Annotated in this window: 18 protein-coding genes, 1 tRNA gene and 1 riboswitch; of the genes, 8 read left to right on the top strand and 11 right to left on the bottom strand. The window is 67.1% G+C overall.

The window, feature by feature from the left end; genetic code table 11:
* The first annotated feature begins 104 nt into the window (after nucleotides 1–104).
* Both BMX93_RS01925 and BMX93_RS01930 read left to right on the top strand, forming a co-directional pair.
* Nucleotides 105–1,316: a pyrophosphate--fructose-6-phosphate 1-phosphotransferase gene (locus BMX93_RS01925; protein ID WP_091967112.1), complete on the top strand. Its 1,212-nt coding sequence runs from the start codon at nucleotides 105–107 to the stop codon at nucleotides 1,314–1,316.
* A gap of 200 nt (nucleotides 1,317–1,516) precedes the next feature.
* The gene (locus BMX93_RS01930; protein ID WP_091967114.1) at nucleotides 1,517–1,735 is read left to right on the top strand and encodes a three-helix bundle dimerization domain-containing protein; all 219 of its coding nucleotides are present in this window, start codon (nucleotides 1,517–1,519) and stop codon (nucleotides 1,733–1,735) included.
* Between the two features lie 276 nt (nucleotides 1,736–2,011).
* Here the strand turns inward: BMX93_RS01930 and BMX93_RS01935 are convergent.
* The 7 genes from BMX93_RS01935 to BMX93_RS01965 form a co-directional block, all read right to left on the bottom strand.
* Nucleotides 2,012–2,087: transfer RNA gene (locus tag BMX93_RS01935), tRNA-Asn, on the bottom strand.
* A gap of 92 nt (nucleotides 2,088–2,179) precedes the next feature.
* Nucleotides 2,180–2,692 carry a hypothetical protein gene (locus tag BMX93_RS01940; RefSeq protein WP_143052776.1) on the bottom strand — a complete coding sequence of 171 codons (513 nt, stop codon included), beginning with the start codon at nucleotides 2,690–2,692 and terminating at the stop codon, nucleotides 2,180–2,182.
* A 67-nt stretch (nucleotides 2,693–2,759) separates the two neighbouring features.
* Entirely contained in the window at nucleotides 2,760–3,572 is an 813-nt protein-coding gene (locus BMX93_RS01945; protein WP_091967118.1) for a sigma-70 family RNA polymerase sigma factor, read from the bottom strand.
* 156 nt (nucleotides 3,573–3,728) lie between these two features.
* The gene (gene dnaG, locus BMX93_RS01950) at nucleotides 3,729–5,621 is read right to left on the bottom strand and encodes a DNA primase (RefSeq protein WP_091967272.1); all 1,893 of its coding nucleotides are present in this window, start codon (nucleotides 5,619–5,621) and stop codon (nucleotides 3,729–3,731) included.
* 151 nt (nucleotides 5,622–5,772) lie between these two features.
* Entirely contained in the window at nucleotides 5,773–6,855 is a 1,083-nt protein-coding gene (locus BMX93_RS01955; protein ID WP_091967274.1) for an HD domain-containing protein, read from the bottom strand.
* A 123-nt stretch (nucleotides 6,856–6,978) separates the two neighbouring features.
* Entirely contained in the window at nucleotides 6,979–8,142 is a 1,164-nt protein-coding gene (gene dusB, locus BMX93_RS01960; RefSeq protein ID WP_091967119.1) for a tRNA dihydrouridine synthase DusB, read from the bottom strand.
* A gap of 9 nt (nucleotides 8,143–8,151) precedes the next feature.
* Nucleotides 8,152–8,904 (bottom strand): NUDIX hydrolase, encoded by a 753-nt coding sequence (locus BMX93_RS01965; protein WP_091967121.1) that lies wholly within the window; start codon nucleotides 8,902–8,904, stop codon nucleotides 8,152–8,154.
* A gap of 64 nt (nucleotides 8,905–8,968) precedes the next feature.
* Between BMX93_RS01965 and nadA the strand changes: the two genes are divergently transcribed.
* The 3 genes from nadA to nadC are packed head-to-tail and all read left to right on the top strand — an operon-like array spanning nucleotide 8,969 to nucleotide 12,551.
* Complete coding sequence (nadA, locus tag BMX93_RS01970) at nucleotides 8,969–9,940, top strand: quinolinate synthase NadA (RefSeq protein WP_091967132.1); 972 nt, start codon at nucleotides 8,969–8,971, stop codon at nucleotides 9,938–9,940.
* Between the two features lie 2 nt (nucleotides 9,941–9,942).
* A complete protein-coding gene (gene nadB / locus BMX93_RS01975) occupies nucleotides 9,943–11,643 on the top strand; it encodes an L-aspartate oxidase (RefSeq protein WP_218139184.1) in 1,701 nt (566 codons plus the stop codon).
* Nucleotides 11,640–12,551, top strand: a complete 912-nt coding sequence (gene nadC / locus BMX93_RS01980; RefSeq protein WP_091967134.1) for a carboxylating nicotinate-nucleotide diphosphorylase — start codon at nucleotides 11,640–11,642, stop codon at nucleotides 12,549–12,551. Before nadB ends, nadC begins: the two co-directional genes overlap by 4 nt.
* A gap of 81 nt (nucleotides 12,552–12,632) precedes the next feature.
* Here the strand turns inward: nadC and BMX93_RS01985 are convergent, their stop codons facing one another.
* A complete protein-coding gene (locus tag BMX93_RS01985) occupies nucleotides 12,633–14,021 on the bottom strand; it encodes a glycine--tRNA ligase (protein ID WP_091967136.1) in 1,389 nt (462 codons plus the stop codon).
* Nucleotides 14,022–14,302: 281 nt separating this feature from the next.
* On the opposite strand from BMX93_RS01985, the gene BMX93_RS01990 reads away from it, so the two are divergent.
* Both BMX93_RS01990 and BMX93_RS01995 read left to right on the top strand, forming a co-directional pair.
* Nucleotides 14,303–14,749, top strand: coding sequence for a Fur family transcriptional regulator (locus tag BMX93_RS01990; protein ID WP_091967138.1), 447 nt, complete (start codon nucleotides 14,303–14,305; stop codon nucleotides 14,747–14,749).
* Nucleotides 14,750–14,798: 49 nt separating this feature from the next.
* Nucleotides 14,799–14,953, top strand: a riboswitch (adenosylcobalamin (AdoCbl) riboswitch).
* Nucleotides 14,954–14,984: 31 nt separating this feature from the next.
* Nucleotides 14,985–15,854, top strand: coding sequence for a tyrosine-type recombinase/integrase (locus tag BMX93_RS01995; RefSeq protein WP_091967140.1), 870 nt, complete (start codon nucleotides 14,985–14,987; stop codon nucleotides 15,852–15,854).
* A 26-nt stretch (nucleotides 15,855–15,880) separates the two neighbouring features.
* Here BMX93_RS01995 and recO read toward each other — a convergent pair whose 3' ends face one another.
* Complete coding sequence (gene recO, locus BMX93_RS02000) at nucleotides 15,881–16,624, bottom strand: DNA repair protein RecO (RefSeq protein ID WP_091967142.1); 744 nt, start codon at nucleotides 16,622–16,624, stop codon at nucleotides 15,881–15,883.
* Nucleotides 16,625–16,788: 164 nt separating this feature from the next.
* On the opposite strand from recO, the gene BMX93_RS02005 reads away from it, so the two are divergent.
* A complete protein-coding gene (locus tag BMX93_RS02005) occupies nucleotides 16,789–17,502 on the top strand; it encodes an isoprenyl transferase (protein WP_245725679.1) in 714 nt (237 codons plus the stop codon).
* A gap of 25 nt (nucleotides 17,503–17,527) precedes the next feature.
* Here the strand turns inward: BMX93_RS02005 and BMX93_RS02010 are convergent, their stop codons facing one another.
* Both BMX93_RS02010 and leuA read right to left on the bottom strand, forming a co-directional pair.
* A complete protein-coding gene (locus tag BMX93_RS02010) occupies nucleotides 17,528–18,262 on the bottom strand; it encodes a DUF4870 domain-containing protein (RefSeq protein WP_177170019.1) in 735 nt (244 codons plus the stop codon).
* Nucleotides 18,263–18,360: 98 nt separating this feature from the next.
* On the bottom strand, nucleotides 18,361–20,103 hold the full coding sequence (gene leuA / locus BMX93_RS02015) for a 2-isopropylmalate synthase (RefSeq protein ID WP_425438729.1): 1,743 nt from the start codon (nucleotides 20,101–20,103) through the stop codon (nucleotides 18,361–18,363).
* Between the last annotated feature and the right edge of the window lie 257 nt (nucleotides 20,104–20,360).

Raw genomic sequence — 20,360 nt, forward strand, 5'->3', positions numbered from 1 at the left:
CACGGCGACGGCGCTGCCGTGCGCGCCGGTGGGTTGTCCTAGGCTGAGCCTGTCGGCCCTGGCGTCACCAGGTCGATTCCTCCACTACGAAAGGCACTTACTTCATGGTCAAGAAGGTCGCTCTGCTGACCGCTGGTGGCTTCGCCCCCTGCCTGTCCTCGGCCGTCGCCGGGCTCGTCAAGCGCTACACCGAGGTCTCTCCAGAAACCACGATCATCGCGTATCGCTATGGGTACGAGGGCCTGCTCAAGGGTGATTCGTTCGAGTTCTCCCGGGAAGTGCGCGACCACTACGATCGTCTTTTCGCCTTCGGCGGCTCCCCCATCGGAAACTCTCGCGTCAAGCTCACCAATGTCGCCGACCTCGTGAAGCGCGGCCTGGTTCCCGACGGCACCGATCCGCTCAAGGTCGCTGCCGACCAGCTCGTCGCCGATGGTGTCGACGTCCTCCACACGATCGGTGGCGATGACACGAATACCACCGCCGCCGATCTCGCCGCCTATCTGGCCGACCACGACTACCCGCTCACGGTGGTGGGCCTGCCCAAGACGATCGACAACGACATCGTGCCGATCCGTCAGTCGCTGGGCGCCTGGAGCGCGGCAGACCAGGCCGCCCGCTTCGCCACCAACATCATCGCGGAGCACAACTCCGCGCCGCGCGAACTCATCATTCACGAGATCATGGGCCGTAACTGCGGCTACCTCGCCGCCGAAACCGCCCGACGCTACCGCGCCTGGCTCGACGAGCAGGAGTGGCTCCCCGAAGCGGGTCTCGACCGCCGCGCCTGGGATATCCACGCCCTGTACCTGCCCGAGGCGAAGATCGACCTGGATGCCGAAGCGAAGCGGCTGCGGTCGGTGATGGACGAGGTCGGCAATGTGAATCTGTTCATCTCCGAGGGCGCGGGGGTGCCCGACATCATCGCCAAGCTCGAGGCCGAGGGGCAGGACGTGCCCAAGGATGCCTTCGGCCATGTGCAGCTCAACCAGATCAATCCCGGCGAGTGGTTTGCCAAGCAGTTCGCCGAGAAGATCGGAGCGGGCAAGACGATGGTGCAGAAGTCCGGCTACTTCTCCCGCTCGGCCAAGTCGAACCAGGAGGATCTCGACCTCATCGCACAGACCTGCGTTCTGGCGGTGGACGCCGCGCTGGGCGGCCATGCCGGTGTGGTGGGGCAGGACGAGGAGGCTGGCGACAGGTTGTCCGTCATCGACTTCAAGCGGATCGCCGGGCACAAGCCCTTCGACATCACCCTGCCCTGGTTCAACGAGTTGCTGAGCCAGATCGGCCAGCCCGCGCCCGTCGCGGCATGAGCGTGAGGGCCTGAGGGCCTGTCCCGGCCCTGTCTTCCCGCCCGGGATGGGCATCGAGTTGGCGGCGCTGCTCCGCACGCCGACGCCCATCCCGGGGCCAGGCCGGCGCCGGGCTCGCCCGCGACAAGAGGCCTGTGTGAGCAGCCATCAGATGGGTAGCGGCTCTGGCCAATCGGCGTCGTTGACTGCACAATACTCATGTGGATCTTGGAACAAGTGACATCACCGACGAGATGATCGTCGACGAGGTGGTCGCCCGCCTGACTCCCAAGCTGCACGATGTGCAGCCGGATTCCCTGAAGACCGCCGTGAACACAGCATTCGATCAGTTCGCTGAGGCACCCGTGCGGACCTTCCTGCCAATCCTCGTGGAGCGGCGGGTCACGGCCGCGCTCAAGCCCGCTAAGTCGAGGGTCTGATTCCCTCGATTCGCTGGTGCCCGCCACGGTGGCGGGCACCAGCGTCATCTGTGAGATTGTCTGCCCACCGCGGAATCGAACGCCTCAAGCCTGGCACACCGCGAACTCAACCCCGTGGCCTCGATTGTCGACGGTGGATTCGGCCATGAACGCGATACAGGGATGGATCCTCCCGATGCCCATGCGGCATGCCCACTGCGCGGACCGCGCACTGCCAAGCCGGCGTCGTCAAGACGGCGCCGCTGAGGGGCGTTCTTCATGAGAGCCATTGCTGCATGGCTCCCCGGACTGGACTCGAACCAGTAACCCTCTGATTAACAGTCAGATGCTCTGCCAATTGAGCTACCAGGGATCGGCTGTCACCGAAGTGCCAGCGCGGGAGGAAACGTTACCAGTTCCGATGCCGCAAGGGAAATCGGCAGTGTCCCTGGAGTGGCCAGGCTCTCAGGGCTCGTACTCGCGGCGCAGGTGCTCGGTTTCTGCGATCGCGACCTGCTGCACCCGGGGATCCGACAGATCGGTGCTGCCCAGCGGCTGCACCATCCAGCGGAGCTCACCGCCCCCGGTGGGGTTGCGACGCCCGGACACGATGATCTCACCTCGTCCGCCAAGCACCGGGACCCGTTCCTGCACGAGGATCGATGCCTGGACGCGCTCCATGAAAACCCCCGGCAGCTCGCCGGAGTTCTCCAGCTGGATCGTCCGGCCAGAACCGTCGATCAGCATCCATCGAAGAGTCGCGTCGTCCTCGCGCCAGGCACCGCTCAGGATGTCATCCCAGGCGATGACCCGCCAGGTTCCGCGCTCGGCGACCGCCAGATGCCCTCTGGTAGCCACCGCCAAGAGCTCCTGGCCCCTGCCCCAGGCCAAGGCGGCAGCCCGGTGTCCAAGTGCGGCCTGCAAACCCCTCAACTCCTCGCGGCTGGGTCGACCCGAGGGCCTGCGCATGGCAATCATGGCTCCATTCTTCCCGGTGGTCCCGGTCATGCCACATCACCGCCGCCTGGTACCCAGCCGAGACTGCTCAGGCTGCGAACACCTGGGCCAGCGCACGCCCGCGGCGCAGCGCGCGCGACTTGAGCCGATAGACCCCCGAGGGGCTGATGCCGAGCGCCCGGGCCACCTGCGTCACCGACATCGCCTCACCGCCGCCCAGCCCGAAGCTCAGTACGAGCACCCGCCTTTCCTCGGCTGGCATCCGGCCGAGCCAGCTGAGGTCCGGTCCGTCGCTGGTCTCGTCGGCCCGGCGATCGCCCAGCTCCTGTACTTCGACGTCCGCCCGGATCGGCGAGGCCGCCCGGCGCACCGAGGAGAGCGTGCGCCCCAGCAGCCCGGCCAGCGTCGCATCGTCGACCTGCTGCCCCAGTCGGGCACTGTGCTCGGACCTGGTCCGCTCGATCTCAGCAGCAGCCCGGGCACGCGCGACCGTCTCCAGCCCGCAGCTTCTGGACGCCACTGCCGCCTGGGCGATGTGCTGCGCCACGACATTCCAGGCAAGAGTGCTGAAGCGCCAGCCGAGGGCGTGGTCAAAGCGCGCAATGGCTTCGACCAGGCCCACCTGGCCATCGTGCATGAGTTCCTCGAGCTCGGCCGAGGAATGGCACCAGCGCCGGGCAATGACCGCCACCATGCCCTGATTTGCCCCGATGAACTCCGCCATGGCCCGCTGACCCTCCGCAACGATGGCGCGCAGTTCGTCGGTGCTGGCCCCGCAGGGGCGACGGCCGGTTCGCAGACATTCCTGGGCGAAGACACCGGCTTCGATGATCTTTGCCAGCTCCCGTTCCGCCAACCCGTCCAATCGTCGGCGCGGTATCGGTTCCTCGGTTGTCGTCATGGCGTCATGATTGCCCGCCCGCCGTGGGCACGGCACAGCTGTGGATGAGCCGGACCGGACAACACCATATGTGGTGGACGAGCTCTCTCCCGCGCCAAGAGGTTCCCGGGCTGCCCCGCGCAGGCCGCCGGCACCCAGGTCAGCCCGGCGAGTGGCTCACTCAGTGAGACCGAGGCTGTCCTGGAGCAATTGCTTGCGCCGCGTCTCCAATTCAATGAGCCGGCGGAACATCGTGTCGTAGCGCTCTTCGGCGTTCAGCGGGTTCGTGCGCTGCAGCCGCGACTTGAGATCGGCGATCTGTCGCATGGTGGTGAGCAGACGCAGCCGCGCAGCGTAGGCCGAGGCATAGCGTTCGTCGGGCTCGCGCAGGATCTGTTCCACGAGCAGTGCGATCTCCAGCTGGCGGGCGATCGGGTCAGGCGTGGCCTGCGCCACCGCCTCGGCCCAGTCGTGGGCGCTGTAGGGCGTGGCGAGGATTGCCTCGAAGACGGCCCGATAGGCGGGGTGCGTGAAGTCCTCGGGCTGCACACCGTCCCATTGGGTGTCGAAGAGCGTCGGGTACTGCAGCATCACCTTCACGGTGCCACGCTCCACGTCGAGATTGCGGTCACCGGGATCGGGCCAGGGCAGCTGGCTGTTCGGGGCGGGCGTGACCTCACTGACCTGGAGCTCGCCAGGTGGCGGCTCGGCCTCCACTCGGCGACTTGGCGGCTGGCGCGCACCTCGCGACTGCCGCGGCGCGCTGCTGAGCACTCGTCGTACCTCGTCCACATCCATCCCGACGAGCTGAGCGAGATCGCGCACGTACTGATCCACCAGGGAACGGTCTCGCACGGCCGCCAGCATGGACGCGGCGGCGCGTACCGCCGACACCCGCCCGTCGGCCCGGTCCAGATCGAAGCCCTCGATCGTGTGGGCCATGACGAAGCGGTAGAGCGGCTCGCGACGAGCCACGAGTTCACGGACGGCGGCATCGCCCTTGGCCATCCGCAGATCGCAGGGATCCATGCCGCTTGGTTCGATCGCCACATAGGTCTGTGTAGTGAACGCTCGGTCCAGCCGCGAGACCTTGAGCGCGGCAGCCTGCCCGGCCCGGTCCCCGTCGAAGGTGAAGATGATCTCGCCGCGGGTCGTGTCGCTGTTGCCCATGAGCCGCTGGAGGAGCCGCGCGTGGTCCTCGCCGAAGGCGGTGCCGCACACCGCTACTGCGGTGTCCACCCCGGCCAGGTGGGCCGACATGACGTCGGTGTATCCCTCCATGACCACTGCCTGGAGCTTCTTGCCGATGTTCTGACGAGCCTGGTCGAGTCCGTAGAGCACGCGGGACTTCTTGTACAGCACGGTCTCGGGGGTGTTGATGTACTTGGCGGGCAGCCGGTCGTCTTCGTAGAGCCGCCGCGCACCGAACCCGAGGACAGAGTTCGCGGAATCCCTGATCGGCCAGATGACGCGTCCCTGGAAATAGTCCCACCCCCCGTGCTCGCGGATGAGCCCGGCACGCACGAGTTCGTCGTCACGGAAACCGGCCTTGTTGAGGTGCCGGTGCAACGCCCGGCCATCCTTGGGGGCATAGCCGACACCGAACAGCTCGGCGGCTGCTCGGTCGAAACCGCGTTCGGTGAGCATCCGGCGCGCATCGATTGCCTCGGGGGTGAGCAGGGCCGATGCGAAGAACTCGGCGGCGGCGGTATTGGCGGCCATCAGCCGAACGCGCTGGCCCGGCGGCGGGGAGGGCTGACCGTCGTCCTCAATGCGCAGCTGGACGCCCACTTTGTCGGCCAGGGTCTGCACGGCCTCGGTGAAGCTCAAGTTGTCGATCTTCTGCAGGAAGGTGATGACATCTCCGCCCACGCCGCATCCGAAGCAGTAGAACAGACCCCGCGAGGGGGTCACCTGGAAGCTGGGGGTCTTCTCGTCGTGGAAGGGGCACAGGCCCTTGAGCGAGCCACCCCCCGCGTTGCGCAGGGCGACATAGGACCCGACGATCTCGTCGATCCGGGCGCGTTCGCGGACCAGGGCGATGTCCTCGTCGTTGATCCGGCTCGCCATGCCCGCAGTGTAGCCACCCGTGCGCAGGACCATGCGCGACTCCTGGGGTCGGATGGGCATCACCCATGCGGTGGCCGTGACGCTGGCTCGATGGTCACCGCCGGGCGAGCTGACGAAGGCCGGGTGGCCTGGAGGGGCAAGGCGGCCCGGCTCAGGCCCCGTGGCCGATGCCGCACGGCAGTCGAGCCGGATCCCAGCCGAGCAGCCGTTCGGCGCACTCGAAGGCGAAGCGATCGGTCATGCCGGCCACATAGGTGACCACGCTGCGCATCAGGTCCTCGTCGCCGCGATGGTCGGCCGGCAGCTTCTCGGGATGGCCGACGTAGTAGGAGACGAGCTGGCGAAGCATCTCGATCATGGTGTGCGCCTGGTCAAGCGATTCGGGGCGGGTGTAGATGCGCTCGTAGTTGAAGCGGCGCAGTGCCGCGAGCGCTTCGGCGGTGGGCTGATCCATGCCGACGATCCCGGTGGCGCTTGTAGTGGCGATGACGGCCCGGATGAGCGTGCCGGTTTGGTTGCGCAGGGCCACACCGAGCGGACCGGTGATCGTGGACGGAACATCGGTCTCGGTGATGATGCGAGCCCTGATGGCGTCCTCGAGGTCGTGGGCGCAATAGGCGATCCGGTCGGCCCAGCTGACGATCTCCCCCTCGACCGTGCTCGGCGCCGGGCTGGACCAGGAGTGGTGCGCGATGCCGTCCAGGGTCTGGACGCACAGGTTGAGATCGGCCAGGGCCACCTGCGCGCCCCATGGGCCGTGGTCGAAGCCCTCGGGCAGGAATGCGTCGAAGGCCTCCTCGGAAGCATGCCCACCGGGCCCGTGCCCGCAGTCGTGGCCCAGGGCGATGGCCTCGGTCAGGCTGACACTGGCACCCACCCCTCTGGCGATCGAGGTGGCCACCTGGGCGACCTCGAGAGCGTGGGTGAGCCTGGTGCGCTGGTGATCGGTGGGAAAGACCACCACCTGGGTCTTCCCGGCGAGCCGCCGGAATGCGGTGGAATGGATGATCCGGTCACGGTCCCTCTCGAAGCAGGTGCGCTCGGGATCGGGCAGCTCAGCCCGGGCCCGTTCGCCGGCCCCGCGAGCCCTCGTGGCTCCGCCTCGCAGCAGTTGCGCCTCGGCTGCCTCGCGTGCCTCTCGGCTCACGGGCTCGGCGATGTCGAGACGTACCATGCTGTCAGCGTGCGGCCGGACCACGCCGGTGCCCTCGGACTCGATGCGGTGCCCGCTCATGGTGGACGCCCAGGCGCGGGTGCGCGACGTGAGCCCGCGCGCTGACAATTCCTGGGATTGCTCAGTCACCTGGCCAGTATCTCGCGCGGCACCGACAAATCCTCTGTGCGCCGGGCAGCGGACTCACCCGCCCGACACGGCCACTTCGGCGTCGGCGAGATCGAGCTGGAGACCGCAGCGGTCGTCCAGCCAGCCGTAGGGCATGACCACCTTGTGACGTGGCGAACCCTGACGGCCCCGTGGCCTGCCGAGTTCGCGTTCCGGATAGGGGCACTCGGCGCCGGCCTTGTCGACCACGGTGGCGAGCAGCGCATCCAGGCTCTCGAAGCTGTCGACGAGGCCAAGCCCGTGACGTAGCTCACCGCCCACCGGAAAGCCCTTGAAATACCAGCTCATGTGCTTTCGAAGGTCGGTGAGGCCGTGCTTCTCACCCATCTGGAGTGCGAGCAGCTCACCATGACGTCGCACCGTGGCAGCCACCTCGCCCAGATTCGGCACAGTGCGCACCGGCTGCCCATGCAGGGCAGCCGCCAGATCCCGGAACAGCCACGGCCTGCCCAGACAGCCTCTGCCCACCTCGACGCCGGCACAACCGGTGCGAGAGATCATGGCCAGCGCATCGGCAGGTTCCCAGATATCACCATTGCCGAGCACGGGAACGTCAACCTCCTCGACCAGCCGAGCAATGGCGTCCCAGTGCGCATGTCCCGAATAGGCCTGCTCAACCGTGCGGGCATGCAGGCAGATTGCCGCAGCTCCGGCCTGTTCGGCGATTCGGCCGGCGTCCAGATAGGTCTCGTGATCCTCGTCGAGCCCGATCCGCAACTTCACCGTCACCGGCACGCGATGCCGGTCGGCAGCCCGTACGGCGGAATCGACGATGGCGCCGAACAGGTCGAGTTTCCACGGCAGCACTCCTCCGCCACCCTTGCGGGTGACCTTGGGCACCGGGCAACCGAAGTTGAGGTCCACATGGTCGGCCCGATATCTGGTGCACAGCATGTCCACCGCCCGGGCAAGCACCTGCGGGTCGGTTCCGTAGGTCTGAACGCTGCGGATCGTCTCGGAATCGAAGAAGGTGAGCATCGCGTCGGTCTTGCGGTCACCCGCAACGAGGCCGCGGCTGGTGATCATCTCGCATACGTACAGACCGGCTCCCTGCTCGCGGCACAGCGTGCGAAATGCGGCATTCGTCACGCCGGCCATCGGCGCGAGCACGACTGGCGTCTCGACGACGACCTGCCCGCCCGAGGGTGAGGTGAGCACGAGGGGCTTGATCTGGTCCACCGCGCAATTCTAGTGTGACCCCGGCGCGCCCCGGTGGCCCTGTGAGGACGGGGAGCCGCCGGCCCGCAGCACGGCGAACGGATCGGTGATGCGCAGCCGTCGCTCGACGAATCGATAGCTGCGCGCCGGGCGTCCCCCCTTGTCACCGGGAGCCACCAGCCTGCCGGTCGGTTCGATCTGGCCACGCCGGCTGAGCACCCGGCTCAGATTTGTCACGTCGACATCGTGACGCAGCACCCCGATATAGATCTCGCGCAGCGCGGCGAGGGTGAACTCCTCGGGTGCCAGTGCGAAGGCGATATTGCTGTAGGAGATCTTCCCCTGCAGACGCCGCGCGGCCAGCGCCACCACCTCGCCATGATCGAAGGCCATGGCCGGCAGGCGATCGGTGGCGAACCAGCCGACCTCCTCACCGCTCACCTCGGTGTGCTCGGCCACCAGCCCCAGGTAGGCAGTGGCGATGGTGCGTTCGGCGGGATCGCGCAGCGGCGCCGAGAAGCTCGCGAGCTGCTCGGAGTGGCGCACGGTGGTCAGGTCGAGCTTGGTGGCAAGGTGCCGCTCCATGGCGGCGTCCATCGTCTCGTCCACCTCGACCGGCCCGCTGGGAAGGGCCCACCGGCCCTCGAAGGGCTCGTGGTGGCGCTGCCAGGCCAGGACCTCGAGGCGAGGCGAGCCCCCGGTGCAGACGCGAAGAACCACCGCGAGCACCTCATGGCGGTACTTCGCCACGCCCGAGGTGTCCCTGAATGGCAGCGTCCGCACAGCTGCATGGTACTGTCTGAGAGCGTTATCGACTCTCAGACGATAACTACTCACAGGAGTCCGCATGCTCACCGAAACCACCTCGTGGGCCGAGCAGGTCCGTGCTCTCGCCCGCCGCGAGGACGCCATCATCCTGGCTCACAACTACCAGGCGCCCGAGATCCAAGATGTCGCCGACCACGTCGGCGATTCGCTGGCGCTGTCTCGGATCGCCGCCACCGCCAGGCAGTCCACCATCGTGTTCGCCGGCGTCCACTTCATGGCAGAGACCGCGAAGCTGCTGTCCCCCGACAAGAGGGTGCTCATCCCCGATGCGCGGGCCGGCTGTTCACTGGCCGACTGCATCGACGCCGACCAGCTGCGCGCCTGGAAGGCACAGCACCCCGGCGCAGCCGTGGTCAGCTATGTGAACACCACCGCAGCGGTGAAGGCAGAGACCGACATCTGCTGCACCTCGTCGAATGCCGTCGAGGTGGTCACATCGATCCCACCCGAACGAGAGGTGTTGTTCTGTCCCGATCAGTTCCTCGGTGCCCACGTGCGGCGGATGACCGGGCGCGACAACATCCAGGTGTGGATGGGCGAATGCCACGTGCACGCAGAGATTTCCCCCGCCTCGCTCATCGATCGGGTGCATGAACACCACGACGCGGAGCTGTTCGTGCACCCCGAATGCGGATGCACCACCGCAGCGCTGTGGTTGGCCGGGCGCGGCGAATTGCCTGCCGAGCGCACGAAGATCTTGTCCACTGGAGGGATGCTCAGTGCGGCCTCGCGCACGAGCTCCAAGCAGGTGCTGGTGGCCACCGAGATCGGTATGCTGCACCAGCTTCGCAAGGCGAATCCGGCAACCGAGTTCCTGCCGGTCAACCCTCACGCGGCATGTCCCTTCATGAAGATGACGACGCGGGAGAATCTGCTGGACTGCCTTGAGCAGGGCCGCGACGAGGTGACCATCGACCCCGCCATCGCCACGCGCGCCAGGCAGGCCGTCGAGCGGATGATCGAGATCGGCCAGCCGGGCGGGGGCGAGTGAGGATGGTCAACGCGATCGGTTCGGCCACTCAGCTGCCCCTGGGCACAATGCAGTGGCATCACGAGGCCTCGGTAGTGATCGTCGGCTCGGGCGCGGCAGGTCTCATGTGCCTGGTGGGCCTGCTCGAGGCAGGGGTGGACACAGTGCTCGTCACGCGGGGAGCGCTCACGGACTCCAGCACCGACTGGGCCCAGGGAGGCTTGGCGGCCGTCTGGTCGCCACAGGACACCACGCAGTCACATATCAGCGACACGCTCGATGCCGGGGCGGGGCTGTGCGACGAGGCCGCGGTGCGGGACCTGGCCCACAATGCGCCCCTCGCGCTGCGCCGTCTCATCGCGCTGGGCGCGATCTTCGACACAGACGCGTCGGGCCATATCGACCTGCATCTGGAGGGCGGGCACCACGCCCGGCGGATCCTCCATGCCGGCGGCGACCAGTCCGGGCACGAAGTGGAACGCACCCTCGTGGAGCGGATCGGCAGCTGCCACGATCTCGGTGCCCACCTCACGATCCTCACGAACACCCGCGCTGTCGACATCTTGCTCGATGAACGGGATCGGGCCGTAGGGCTCAGCGCGCTGGACGCCGAGGGACGCCCTGGGCAGATTCGTGCCGACGCGGTCGTGCTTGCGAGCGGAGGGATCGGACAGCTGTGGCCGCTGACCACCAATCCCCCCGTCGCCAGCGGCGACGGACTCGCGATGGCCCTGCGTGCCGGCGCTCGGGTGCGCGATGTGGAGTTCATGCAGTTCCATCCGACGATCCTTGTCGTGCCACCCGCGCTTCGCCGTCCCGGTGACCGCGGAGTGCTCATCTCGGAGGCGGTGCGCGGCGAAGGGGCCTTCCTCGTCGATCATGCCGGACGACGCGTCATGGCGGGACTCCACCCACTGGCCGATCTCGCCCCCCGCGACATCGTCTCGGCAGCCGAGCATGCCCACATGCTCGCCAGCGGTGAATCCCATCTGTTTCTCGACGCCACAGCCTTCGGCGCGAGCACCTGGGAACACAGTTTCCCCTCGATCCTGGCGATGTGCCGCGAACGTGGCGTCGATCCGGTGCGCGAACCCATCCCTGTCTCCCCCGGCGCGCATTACCACTGTGGCGGAGTCGTGGCGGACATCTCGGGCCGCACGGACATTGCGGGGCTGTTCGCGCTCGGCGAGCTGGCATGCACCGGCATACAGGGCGCCAACCGGCTGGCATCGAACTCACTGACCGAGGGACTGGTGATGGGCACGCGCTGCGCCACGCTCCTGGCCAGCCGCGTGCGCGGAGCGCAGGTCGCCGGGACTGCTCGCCAGGAGATGGACGGTGCGGATCCGGTACGCCGCCGCGAGTTGCCGCTCCTCGCGGCGCCGGCCTTCGACGCGATCCGTGAGGAGATGGCCAGCCGGGTCGGGGTCTTGCGCGACGCGCAGGGACTTCGTGAGGCGCTCAGCGGCTTCGATGGGCTGCCGGGCGCGAGTGGTCTCGACGATGCCACATTGAGCGCCACCAACGCCGCCGTCGTAGCGCGCGCCGTGACCACTGCTGCGGCTACCAGGACCGAGTCCCGCGGTTGCCATCGTCGCTCGGACCGTCCGGGCCAGGACGCTGGCTGGGCGCGCCATCTGGACTGGCAGCTCGACAGCACCGGCACCGTGCGACCGGCAACCGACCGGATCAGCACCCCCAGCGCGGGCAGGGCAGCCGCATGACGGGCGCCGAGACACTGCCCCGCAGCATCCGCACGGCACTCGAGGAGGCCGGACTCGGCCCCGACTACGTGCTGCGCGTCATCGACCGGGCGCTGGATGAGGACCTCGCATACGGGCCCGATGTGACGACCAACTCGGTGTTTGGCCCCGATCAGCGTGGCACCGCATTCGTCGTGAGCCGGGAACGCGGCACTCTGGCAGGTCTGCCGGTGGCTGCGGCGACGATGCACCGGCTCGCGCAACGCCAGGGCTCAGGGATCGTCGTCGACCTCCTGGCCAGCGACGGGGACCGTGTGGAACGCGGTGATCAGGTGCTGCGTGTCGAGGGGCCGTTGCGCTGCCTGCTCACCGGAGAACGCACCATGCTCAACCTGCTGGGGCACCTGTCGGGCATCGCCACCGCCACTGCCCGGTGGGCGGACGCCCTCGCGCCCACCCACAACGCCATCCGAGACACCCGCAAGACCCTGCCCGGGCTCCGGCTTCTGCAGAAATACGCGGTGCGGTGCGCAGGAGGGCTCAACCACCGGTTGGGGCTGGGGGACGCCGCCCTCATCAAGGACAACCACATCGCGGCGGCGGGATCCATCACCTCAGCCCTGCAGGCGGTCCGGGCACAGGCCCCCGGGCTGGACTGCGAGGTGGAATGCGACAACCTCGACCAGGTCCGCGAAGCAGTCGATGCCGGGGCCCAGTTGATCCTGCTGGACAACATGGCGCCGGCCCAGATGGCCGAGGCGGTGTCGATATGCCGTCCAGCAGGGGTGCTCACCGAAGCCAGCGGGGGTCTCACCCTGCCCGACGCCGCGGCAGTGGGGGCCAGCGGGGTGGACTACGTCTCGGTCGGGGCGCTCACCCACTCGGCCACCGTCCTGGATCTGGGGCTCGACATGGCTCCGATCATCTGAACGAGCGAACACCGGGCTGTCGAGCCGGCCATACGCAACGGCCGGCTCGACAGCCCGATCCACTGGCGGGTCTGGCTTGGCTCAGCAGCCCACCAGCCGGGTGGCGAGGTAGTCCTTCACCTTGGTGATGGATACCCGCTCCTGCGACATCGAATTGCGTTCGCGGACCGTCACCGCATCGTCGTCAAGGCTGTCGAAGTCGACCGTGACGCAGTAGGGCGTGCCGATCTCGTCCTGACGGCGGTACCGCTTGCCGATTGCCTGGGCATCGTCGAAGTCGATGTTCCAGTAGCCGCGAAGCTCGGCGGCCAGATCGCGCGCCTTCGGGGAGAGCTTCTCATTTCGACTCAGCGGCAGCACCGCGGCCTTCACCGGTGCCAGACGCGGATCGAGCTTGAGTACCACCCTCTTGTCGACGCCGCCCTTGGTATTGGGCGCCTCGTCCTCGGTGTAGGAATCAACCAGGAAGGCCATGAGCGAGCGGGTCAGGCCGGCCGCCGGCTCGATGACATAGGGCAGGTAGTGGGAATTCTTCGCCTGGTCGAAATAGCTGAGGTCGACGCCCGAGTGCTGCGAATGGGTGTTGAGATCGAAATCGGTGCGATTAGCGATGCCCTCGAGCTCGCCCCAGTCGCTGCCCGCGAAACCGAACTTGTACTCGATGTCGACGGTCCGCTTGGAGTAGTGGGACAGCTTCTCCTTGGGGTGCTCGTAGAGCCGCAGGTTCTGCGGATCGACGCCGAGCCCGGTATACCAGGCCTGGCGATGGTCGATCCAGTACTGGTGCCATTCCTCATCGGTGCCCGGCTCGACGAAGAACTCCATCTCCATCTGCTCGAACTCGCGAGTGCGGAAGATGAAATTCCCGGGGGTGATCTCGTTGCGGAAGCTCTTCCCGGTCTGCGCCACCCCGAAGGGCGGCTTCATCCGGGTGGTGTTGAGGACGTTCTTGAAGTTGATGAAAATACCCTGGGCAGTCTCGGGACGCAGATAGTGCAGCCCGGATTCGTCCTCGACCGGCCCCAGATAGGTCTTGAGCATCATATTGAAGTCACGGGGCGCGGTGAAGTTCCCCCGGTTTCCGCAGTTGGGGCAGGGAATCTGGGACAGTTCGACGGATTCGGGGTCGGCAATGTCCTTGCGGAAGGCGTACTCCTCCTGGAGTTGATCGGCGCGGAACCGCTTGTGACAGCTCAGGCACTCCACGAGGGGGTCGTTGAACACGGCAAGATGCCCGGAGGCCACCCAGACCTGCTTGGGGAGAATGACGGAGGAATCCAGGCCGACGATGTCGCCGCGACCGGTGACCATATAGCGCCACCACTGCCGCTTGATGTTCTCCTTCAGCTCCACACCCAGTGGGCCATAGTCCCATGCCGCGCGCGTCCCGCCGTAAATCTCCCCGCAAGGAAAAACGAAACCGCGCCGTTTGCACAGGCCGATGACCTTGTCGAGCTTGCTCTCTGCCACTGTGGCTCCTCACTGTCCGCCGGACCGGGCCCGGTCGCGAGTCGGTACCTGGCTGGCACCGACGTGAAGGCGACGCGCCACGCGCCACCTGCCGGGTCAATGATGCCCGAGTGACGCCATATGCGGGTAGACCGTCGGTCCAGGTGCGCTGCATGCTCCGGCCCTGCCGCGCTTGACTAGAATGATTCTCATGGAGCAAGCGCGGAGAGGACACCAAGCGCGGAGAGGACACCCGGTGCAGGCCAGTCATGGCGTGTCGGCCAGTCATGGAGCACGAGCCCATGAACAGTGAGGACACACCGCCGTTCGGTACCGCATCGGCGGCACCGGTCCAGCGTCCCCGCCGCACCCGCCAGCAGAGGGTCATCCGCGAGATCCTCGACCAGGGCAACGACTTCCGCACCGCCCAGCAACTGCACGCACAACTGACGGCCAACGGTGAGCAGGCCAGTCTGGCCACCGTCTATCGGGTGCTGCAGAATTTCGCCCGCAACGGCGAGGTGGACACCTGGCGCAATCCCGCCGGCGAGGTCGCCTACCGGCACTGCTCGCCCCGCCATCACCATCACCTGATCTGCCGCCAGTGCGGACGGACAGTGGAAATCGCCGGCGGCCCGGCCGAGGAGTGGGCCCTGCGCGTGGCCACCGAACACGGCTTCACCCAGGCCGAGCACCATGTCGAGATCTACGGTCTGTGCCCGCTGTGCACCTCCCGGGGCAAGGAATGATCCACCTGGTGGAGACCGATGCTCCTCAGGGGGAACCGGGGGAATAGCATTGCGAACACGTGTACCACCCTGCGAAGGGAAGCCGGTGCGAATCCGGCGCTGACGCGCAACCGTGAGTTCGGCCCATGGGCCAACAAGTCGGGATGCTTCGTCGGGTGGTTTGGCCTTGACCCGCTGTCGCGATTGCACGGGAGGCGGACATCCGTCTTCCGCGCACGCAGCGAAAGGATGACGAATGTCCGTGAACTGGTTTGCCTCCCCCAGCGGTCCGAGCATGTGGACCGACCGCCTGGACGCCATGATCCATTGCTGGCTCGCTTCGCGTGCCGGCACCGTAGCAGAGAAGACCTTGCGCACCGATCAGGATCTGTTGAGGATCATTCCGCAGTCCTATCTGGCGCGCAATCCCCGGGACATCACCCCGGCCGACATCGACGGCCTGCTCGTGCACTTCCGGGCACGTGGCCTGTCGGAGTTGTCCGTGCGCCGCTACCGAGCGAGCCTGTCGCAGTTCTTCCGGTGGCTGACCGCCCTGGGAGTGATCGAGCGGACCCCCATCGAGAAGGCCCCCGCCGAACTGCCGGCACCCCCCACTGTGGCACGCCCCTTCTCGGCCGACGAATTGCGCAGCGCCTGGGCCGAGTGGTCACAGCACGACCCGCGACTGGCGCAGGTACTGCTCGTCCTGGCACGCACCGGCCTGCGCTGGAGCGAGGCCCGGGCCCTGACGGTCGGCGATTTCCGCCGCACAGCCAACCGGATCGTCGTCAACAAGTCCATGACCGAGGGCACCTCGGCCAGGCGTTTCATCCCGAGCCTGGTGCGGCAGGTGCCGGTGGCCGAGGAACTGCGAGACAGCCTCGTCGCGATGTCACGCAGGCGCGAGCGCGAGGAACTGCTGTTCATCACGGCGAGGGGCTGCCAACTGCATCGCACAGCCGTCCTGCGGCGCCTCGACTGGCAGCGCACCGGACGTGGCCGCCGGCTCAACGACCTGCGTCATACCGCAGCGAAACTCTGGCTCGACGAGGGCGTTCCGGCCACGACGGTGCAGCAGTGGATGGGCCACACCCTGATGATCGCCCGGCCGGCCGAACGCATCTGAGAAGGTCGGGGCAGGGGCGGAGGGCCTTATTCCCGGGGAATCATCGCCAGCGACCGAAGACTGTGATCCATGTGCCAGGCGGCGAAGGCAGCCACGAGACCGGCGCACTCCCGCACGGTGGCTGTTCTCACCTCCCGGGTGGCGGGCCAATCGCCACTGATCATCGCACCTAGCAGCGCCCAGGACTGTGCCGAAGGATGGGCCGAGGCAGGGGGCTTGCACCGGCTGCAGACCATTCCCCCGCTCGACGGAGAGAACCACTCGTGCGGCCCGGCGAGCCCGCAGTGCGCACACGAATCGAGCACCGGGGCATAGCCGGCGGCGGCCAGGGCGCGCAGGAGATAGGAATCGAGCACCATGCTGGCTGGCCGGGGTCCGTCGCTCGTGCCCTCGCCGAGCACTCGCAGCCCACCGAGCAAGAGCCGGTACTGCCGCAGCGAGGGCTCCTTCTCGACGGCCACCAGCCGATCGGCCACCTCGAGCATCGTCTCGCCCGAACAGTACAACCCGTAGTCTCGGGCCAGCGGATCGCCGTAGGGATGCAGGCACTGCACCTGGGTCACGATGTCGAGCGAGCGTCCTACGGCGAACTGCACGTCCACGTGGCTGAACGGCTCCAGGCGTGCCCCGAACTTGCTCGAGGTACGCCGCACGCCCCGCGCGACAGCCCGTACCTTTCCCTGGGAACGACACAGGATCGTGACGATGCGGTCCGCCTCCCCCAGCTTGTGGGTTCGCAGCACGACTCCCTCGTCACGATAGGTGGGCACCCATCCATTGTGCCCGGGCGCGAGCTTTCCCCCTACGCGCCATCGACTCGAGTCTGCCCAGCCCCCACTCAAGCCGGTAAGGTCGAGAAGTGGCCACCAGCACTTCGTCGCGTCCCGCCAAGCACCCCCCGGTCCCCCATCCGAGCGGCGCACGGCCACCGCAACTGCCCGCGTCGTCACTGCCCCGCCATGTCGCCATCGTCATGGACGGGAATGGACGGTGGGCCAAGCAGCGCGGCCTGCCACGTACGAGGGGGCACGAGGCCGGTGAATCGGTCCTCTTCGATGTCATCGAGGGCGCCATCGAGATGGGCATCCCCTATATGTCGGCCTATGCCTTCAGCACCGAGAACTGGAAACGCTCGCCCGAAGAGGTGCGCTTCCTCATGGGCTTCAACCGCGATGTCATCCATCGCCGCCGCGAGCAGTTGGACGCCCTGGGGGTGCGGGTGCGCTGGGCCGGCCGGCGCCCGAAGTTGTGGCGCAGCGTCATCACGGAACTCGAGATCGCCGAGGACCAGACCCGCGACAACACGACTTTGCAATTGCAGTTCTGTGTGAACTACGGCGGGCGCGCCGAGATCATCGATGCCGCCCGGCAGCTGGCTCAGCTGGCAGCGGACGGCAAGATCGATCCCAGGCACATCACCGAGGCAAGTTTCCATCACCATCTCGATGAGCCAGAGATGCCCGACGTCGATCTGTTCGTCCGTAGTTCCGGGGAGCAGCGCATCAGCAATTTCTTGTTGTGGCAGAGCGCCTACGCCGAATTCGTCTTCTCCGACAAGCTGTGGCCCGACTGGGACCGCCGTGACCTGTGGGCGGCTGTGGAACAGTACGCGCACCGCGACCGGCGGCTCGGTGGCGCCAAGCCCTGAGCACACCGAGCCGCCGGCCTCGAGGTCACTTCACGAACTCGAAGGAGAACGGGTACTTGTACAGCTCACCCCGGTTGGCTGCCGTCGCCGCCAGGATGTGGAAGACAATCCCGAAGACCCACACCAACCCATAGAGCACGAAACCGATGAAGGCCAGCATGAGCAGGCCCGAGATGAGATAGCCGATGAGCAGCGTCAGCTCGAAGTTCAGCGAACGCCTGGCATTCTCCTTGACATAGGGCGACCACGGCCCGTCGGCCAGGTAGAAGGCCAGGGGCGCGATGAAGCCGGACACGATCGGCAACCAGTGCGCCGTGAGGGCGTGCACGCGCTCCTCATTCGGCGTGAGACCATGCGGACCGACCTGACCTGGACGCGGCTCGGCCCTGAACCGGTCGCTCACCGGCGGCGCACCGAAAGGCGGCTGGGAGGGTGGCGCACCGAAAGGCGGCTGGGAGGGTGGCGCACCGAAAGGCGGCTGGGAGGGCCCGCCAGCCGGCGGCACACCAAATTCGGCAGCTGGGTCCCAGCTCGGCTCCGCGCCGCCGGGCGGCGCCGGCACCGAGCCAGGCTCCGGGGGCGGGCCCTGCGGGTAGGGCGGGGGTGTGCCGGGCTGGTCGGCATGGCCTCCAGAAGACCCTGCAGGATCCGAGAAGGTGGGCCGTAGCGGCTCAGCGTCGGGGGCGGGGGCCGTGGCGCCCGCCGGCTCTTCGAAATCGTCGGGACGTTCGGGATCGGGGTTTCGGGGCGTTGTACTCACGGCGGGACTCCTTGGCTCGATTGGGCCCAGCGTAGGACGAGAAGGCCTCCTGCGTGGCCCGAATCGCACACGCAGGAGGCCGATGGTGGCGGAGGGAATCAGGACCGGTCGATCGCGCTGATCGTCGCCTTGATCGTCGCGGTGGTGATGTCCGGGTCGATCCCCACGCCCCACAGCACCCGGGCCTGGTCGCCCTCGCCCACTTCGCACTCCACATAGGCCGCGGCCTGAGCATCACCTCCCGAGGTGAGGGCGTGCTCGGCATAATCCAGAACTCGCACCGGCGTGCCGATCTGCGCCACGGCGTCGACGAAGGCCGACAGCGGGCCGTTCCCCTCCCCCTCGATCTCGCGACGGGTTCCCCAGCGGTCCACGACAGCCTTGATCCAGGTGCGTCCGGCACTGGTGCCGGTCGTGAAGGAGACAATGTTCAGCGGGTGGGCACGGTTGAGATACTCCTCGCCAAACAGCTGCCACAGCACGGCGCTGGTCACCTCCTTGCCGGTGAGGTCTGCATGCGCCTGCACAGCATGGCTGAACTCCATCTGCAGGCGCCGCGGCAGGTCCAGTTGATGGTCTGCCTTCATGAGATAGGCCATACCGCCCTTGCCGGACTGGCTGTTCACTCTGATGACAGCCTCGTAGTTGCGGCCGACATCGCTGGGATCGATCGGCAGATAGGGCGCCTGCCAGGCAATCTCGTGAACACTCTTGCCTTGGGACTCAGCGCGATGCGCCAAATCCTCCAGGCCCTTCTTGATGGCATCCTGGTGGGAACCGGAGAAGGCCGTGTACACCAGATCGCCGGCATAGGGCTGACGCGCCGGTACGGGCATCCCGGTGCAGTACTCCACTGTGCGCCGGATACCGGCCATGTCGGAGAAATCGATCTGCGGATCGATGCCCTGGCTGTACAGATTCATGCCCAGGGTCACCAGGTCGACATTCCCGGTGCGCTCGCCGTGGCCGAACAGGCAGCCCTCGACTCGCTGACCACCGGCCATCATGCCTAGTTCGGTGGCAGCGACGGCGCAACCCCGGTCATTGTGGCAGTGCATGGAGATGCAGACGTGATCGCGATTGCCGATGTGGCGGCCGAAGTACTCGACCTGATCGGCATAGGTATTGGGAGTCGACATCTCCACCGTCGCCGGCAGGTTGAGGATGATCTCACGGCCCTCGCCGGGCTGCCAGACCTCCATGACCGCGTTGCAGACCTCAATGGCGTAGTCGGTTGGCGTCTGGGTGAAGATCTCGGGACTGTACTCATAGCCGACCGGGGTATCGGGCAGGTATGTGGCGATGCTCTCCATCACCCACTCGGTCCCGCGGCGGGCCAGATCGATCGTTTCCTGCTCGTCCAACTTGAACACCACCCGGCGGAACAGCTCGGCCGTCGCGTTGTACATGTGGATGACGGCCTGCTTTGCTCCCACCAGGGACTGGGCGGTGCGTTCGATGAGGTCCTGGCGGGCCTGGGTGAGCACCGAGATCACGACGTCGTCGGGGATGGCGGTGGGGTCCTCGATGAGGGAGCGCACGAAATCCCACTCGGTCTGGGAGGCGGAAGGGAAGCCCACCTCGATCTCCTTGTAGCCCATCTTCACCAGCAGGTCGAACATCTTTCGCTTGCGGGCGGGTGTCATGGGGTCGATGAGCGCCTGGTTGCCGTCGCGAAGATCGGTGGACAGCCAGCGCGGTGCCGTGCTGATCTGGGCGTCCGGCCAGCTGCGGTCGGGCAGGCTCACAGGGTGGAACGGCTTGTAGCGGCTGTAGTTCATGCCGCTGGGCTGCTGCACGGGATGGGTGAAGGAGCAGGAAGACGGTGCTGGGACAGTGATGGTCACGATTCATCCTCGGACTGGAAAGGGGCCCGGTTCATTCCGGGCGCCGGCACCAACGAACGCCGCAGCGAGGATGACCGGCTAGAACGAGCTGGCCTCGCTGCGGCAACCAAGGAGCAGGCCCCATGGGCCGGCGATGCGCGCCACGGGCATCACTGTAGTTCACCGACGCCGCGGATGTGAACATCGAGGCGCCGGCCAGGTTCACAGTTCCTGGGCGGCCCTGACAGCTGTCCATCCACCGTCAGTCGCCG

This window comes from Propionibacterium cyclohexanicum (assembly GCF_900111365.1).
GTDB lineage: Bacteria > Actinomycetota > Actinomycetes > Propionibacteriales > Propionibacteriaceae > Propionibacterium > Propionibacterium cyclohexanicum.

Coding starts and splice junctions, on each gene's coding strand:
- BMX93_RS01925 (WP_091967112.1), top strand. CDS start 105: ATGGTCAAGAAGGTCGCTCTGCTGACCGCTGGTGGCTTCGCCCCCTGC.
- dnaG (WP_091967272.1), bottom strand. CDS start 5,621: ATGGCGAGCCGGATCAACGACGAGGACATCGCCCTGGTCCGCGAACGC.
- BMX93_RS01955 (WP_091967274.1), bottom strand. CDS start 6,855: ATGAGCGGGCACCGCATCGAGTCCGAGGGCACCGGCGTGGTCCGGCCG.
- BMX93_RS01990 (WP_091967138.1), top strand. CDS start 14,303: ATGAACAGTGAGGACACACCGCCGTTCGGTACCGCATCGGCGGCACCG.
- BMX93_RS01945 (WP_091967118.1), bottom strand. CDS start 3,572: ATGACGACAACCGAGGAACCGATACCGCGCCGACGATTGGACGGGTTG.
- nadA (WP_091967132.1), top strand. CDS start 8,969: ATGCTCACCGAAACCACCTCGTGGGCCGAGCAGGTCCGTGCTCTCGCC.
- nadB (WP_218139184.1), top strand. CDS start 9,943: ATGGTCAACGCGATCGGTTCGGCCACTCAGCTGCCCCTGGGCACAATG.
- BMX93_RS01995 (WP_091967140.1), top strand. CDS start 14,985: ATGTCCGTGAACTGGTTTGCCTCCCCCAGCGGTCCGAGCATGTGGACC.
- nadC (WP_091967134.1), top strand. CDS start 11,640: ATGACGGGCGCCGAGACACTGCCCCGCAGCATCCGCACGGCACTCGAG.
- BMX93_RS01940 (WP_143052776.1), bottom strand. CDS start 2,692: ATGATTGCCATGCGCAGGCCCTCGGGTCGACCCAGCCGCGAGGAGTTG.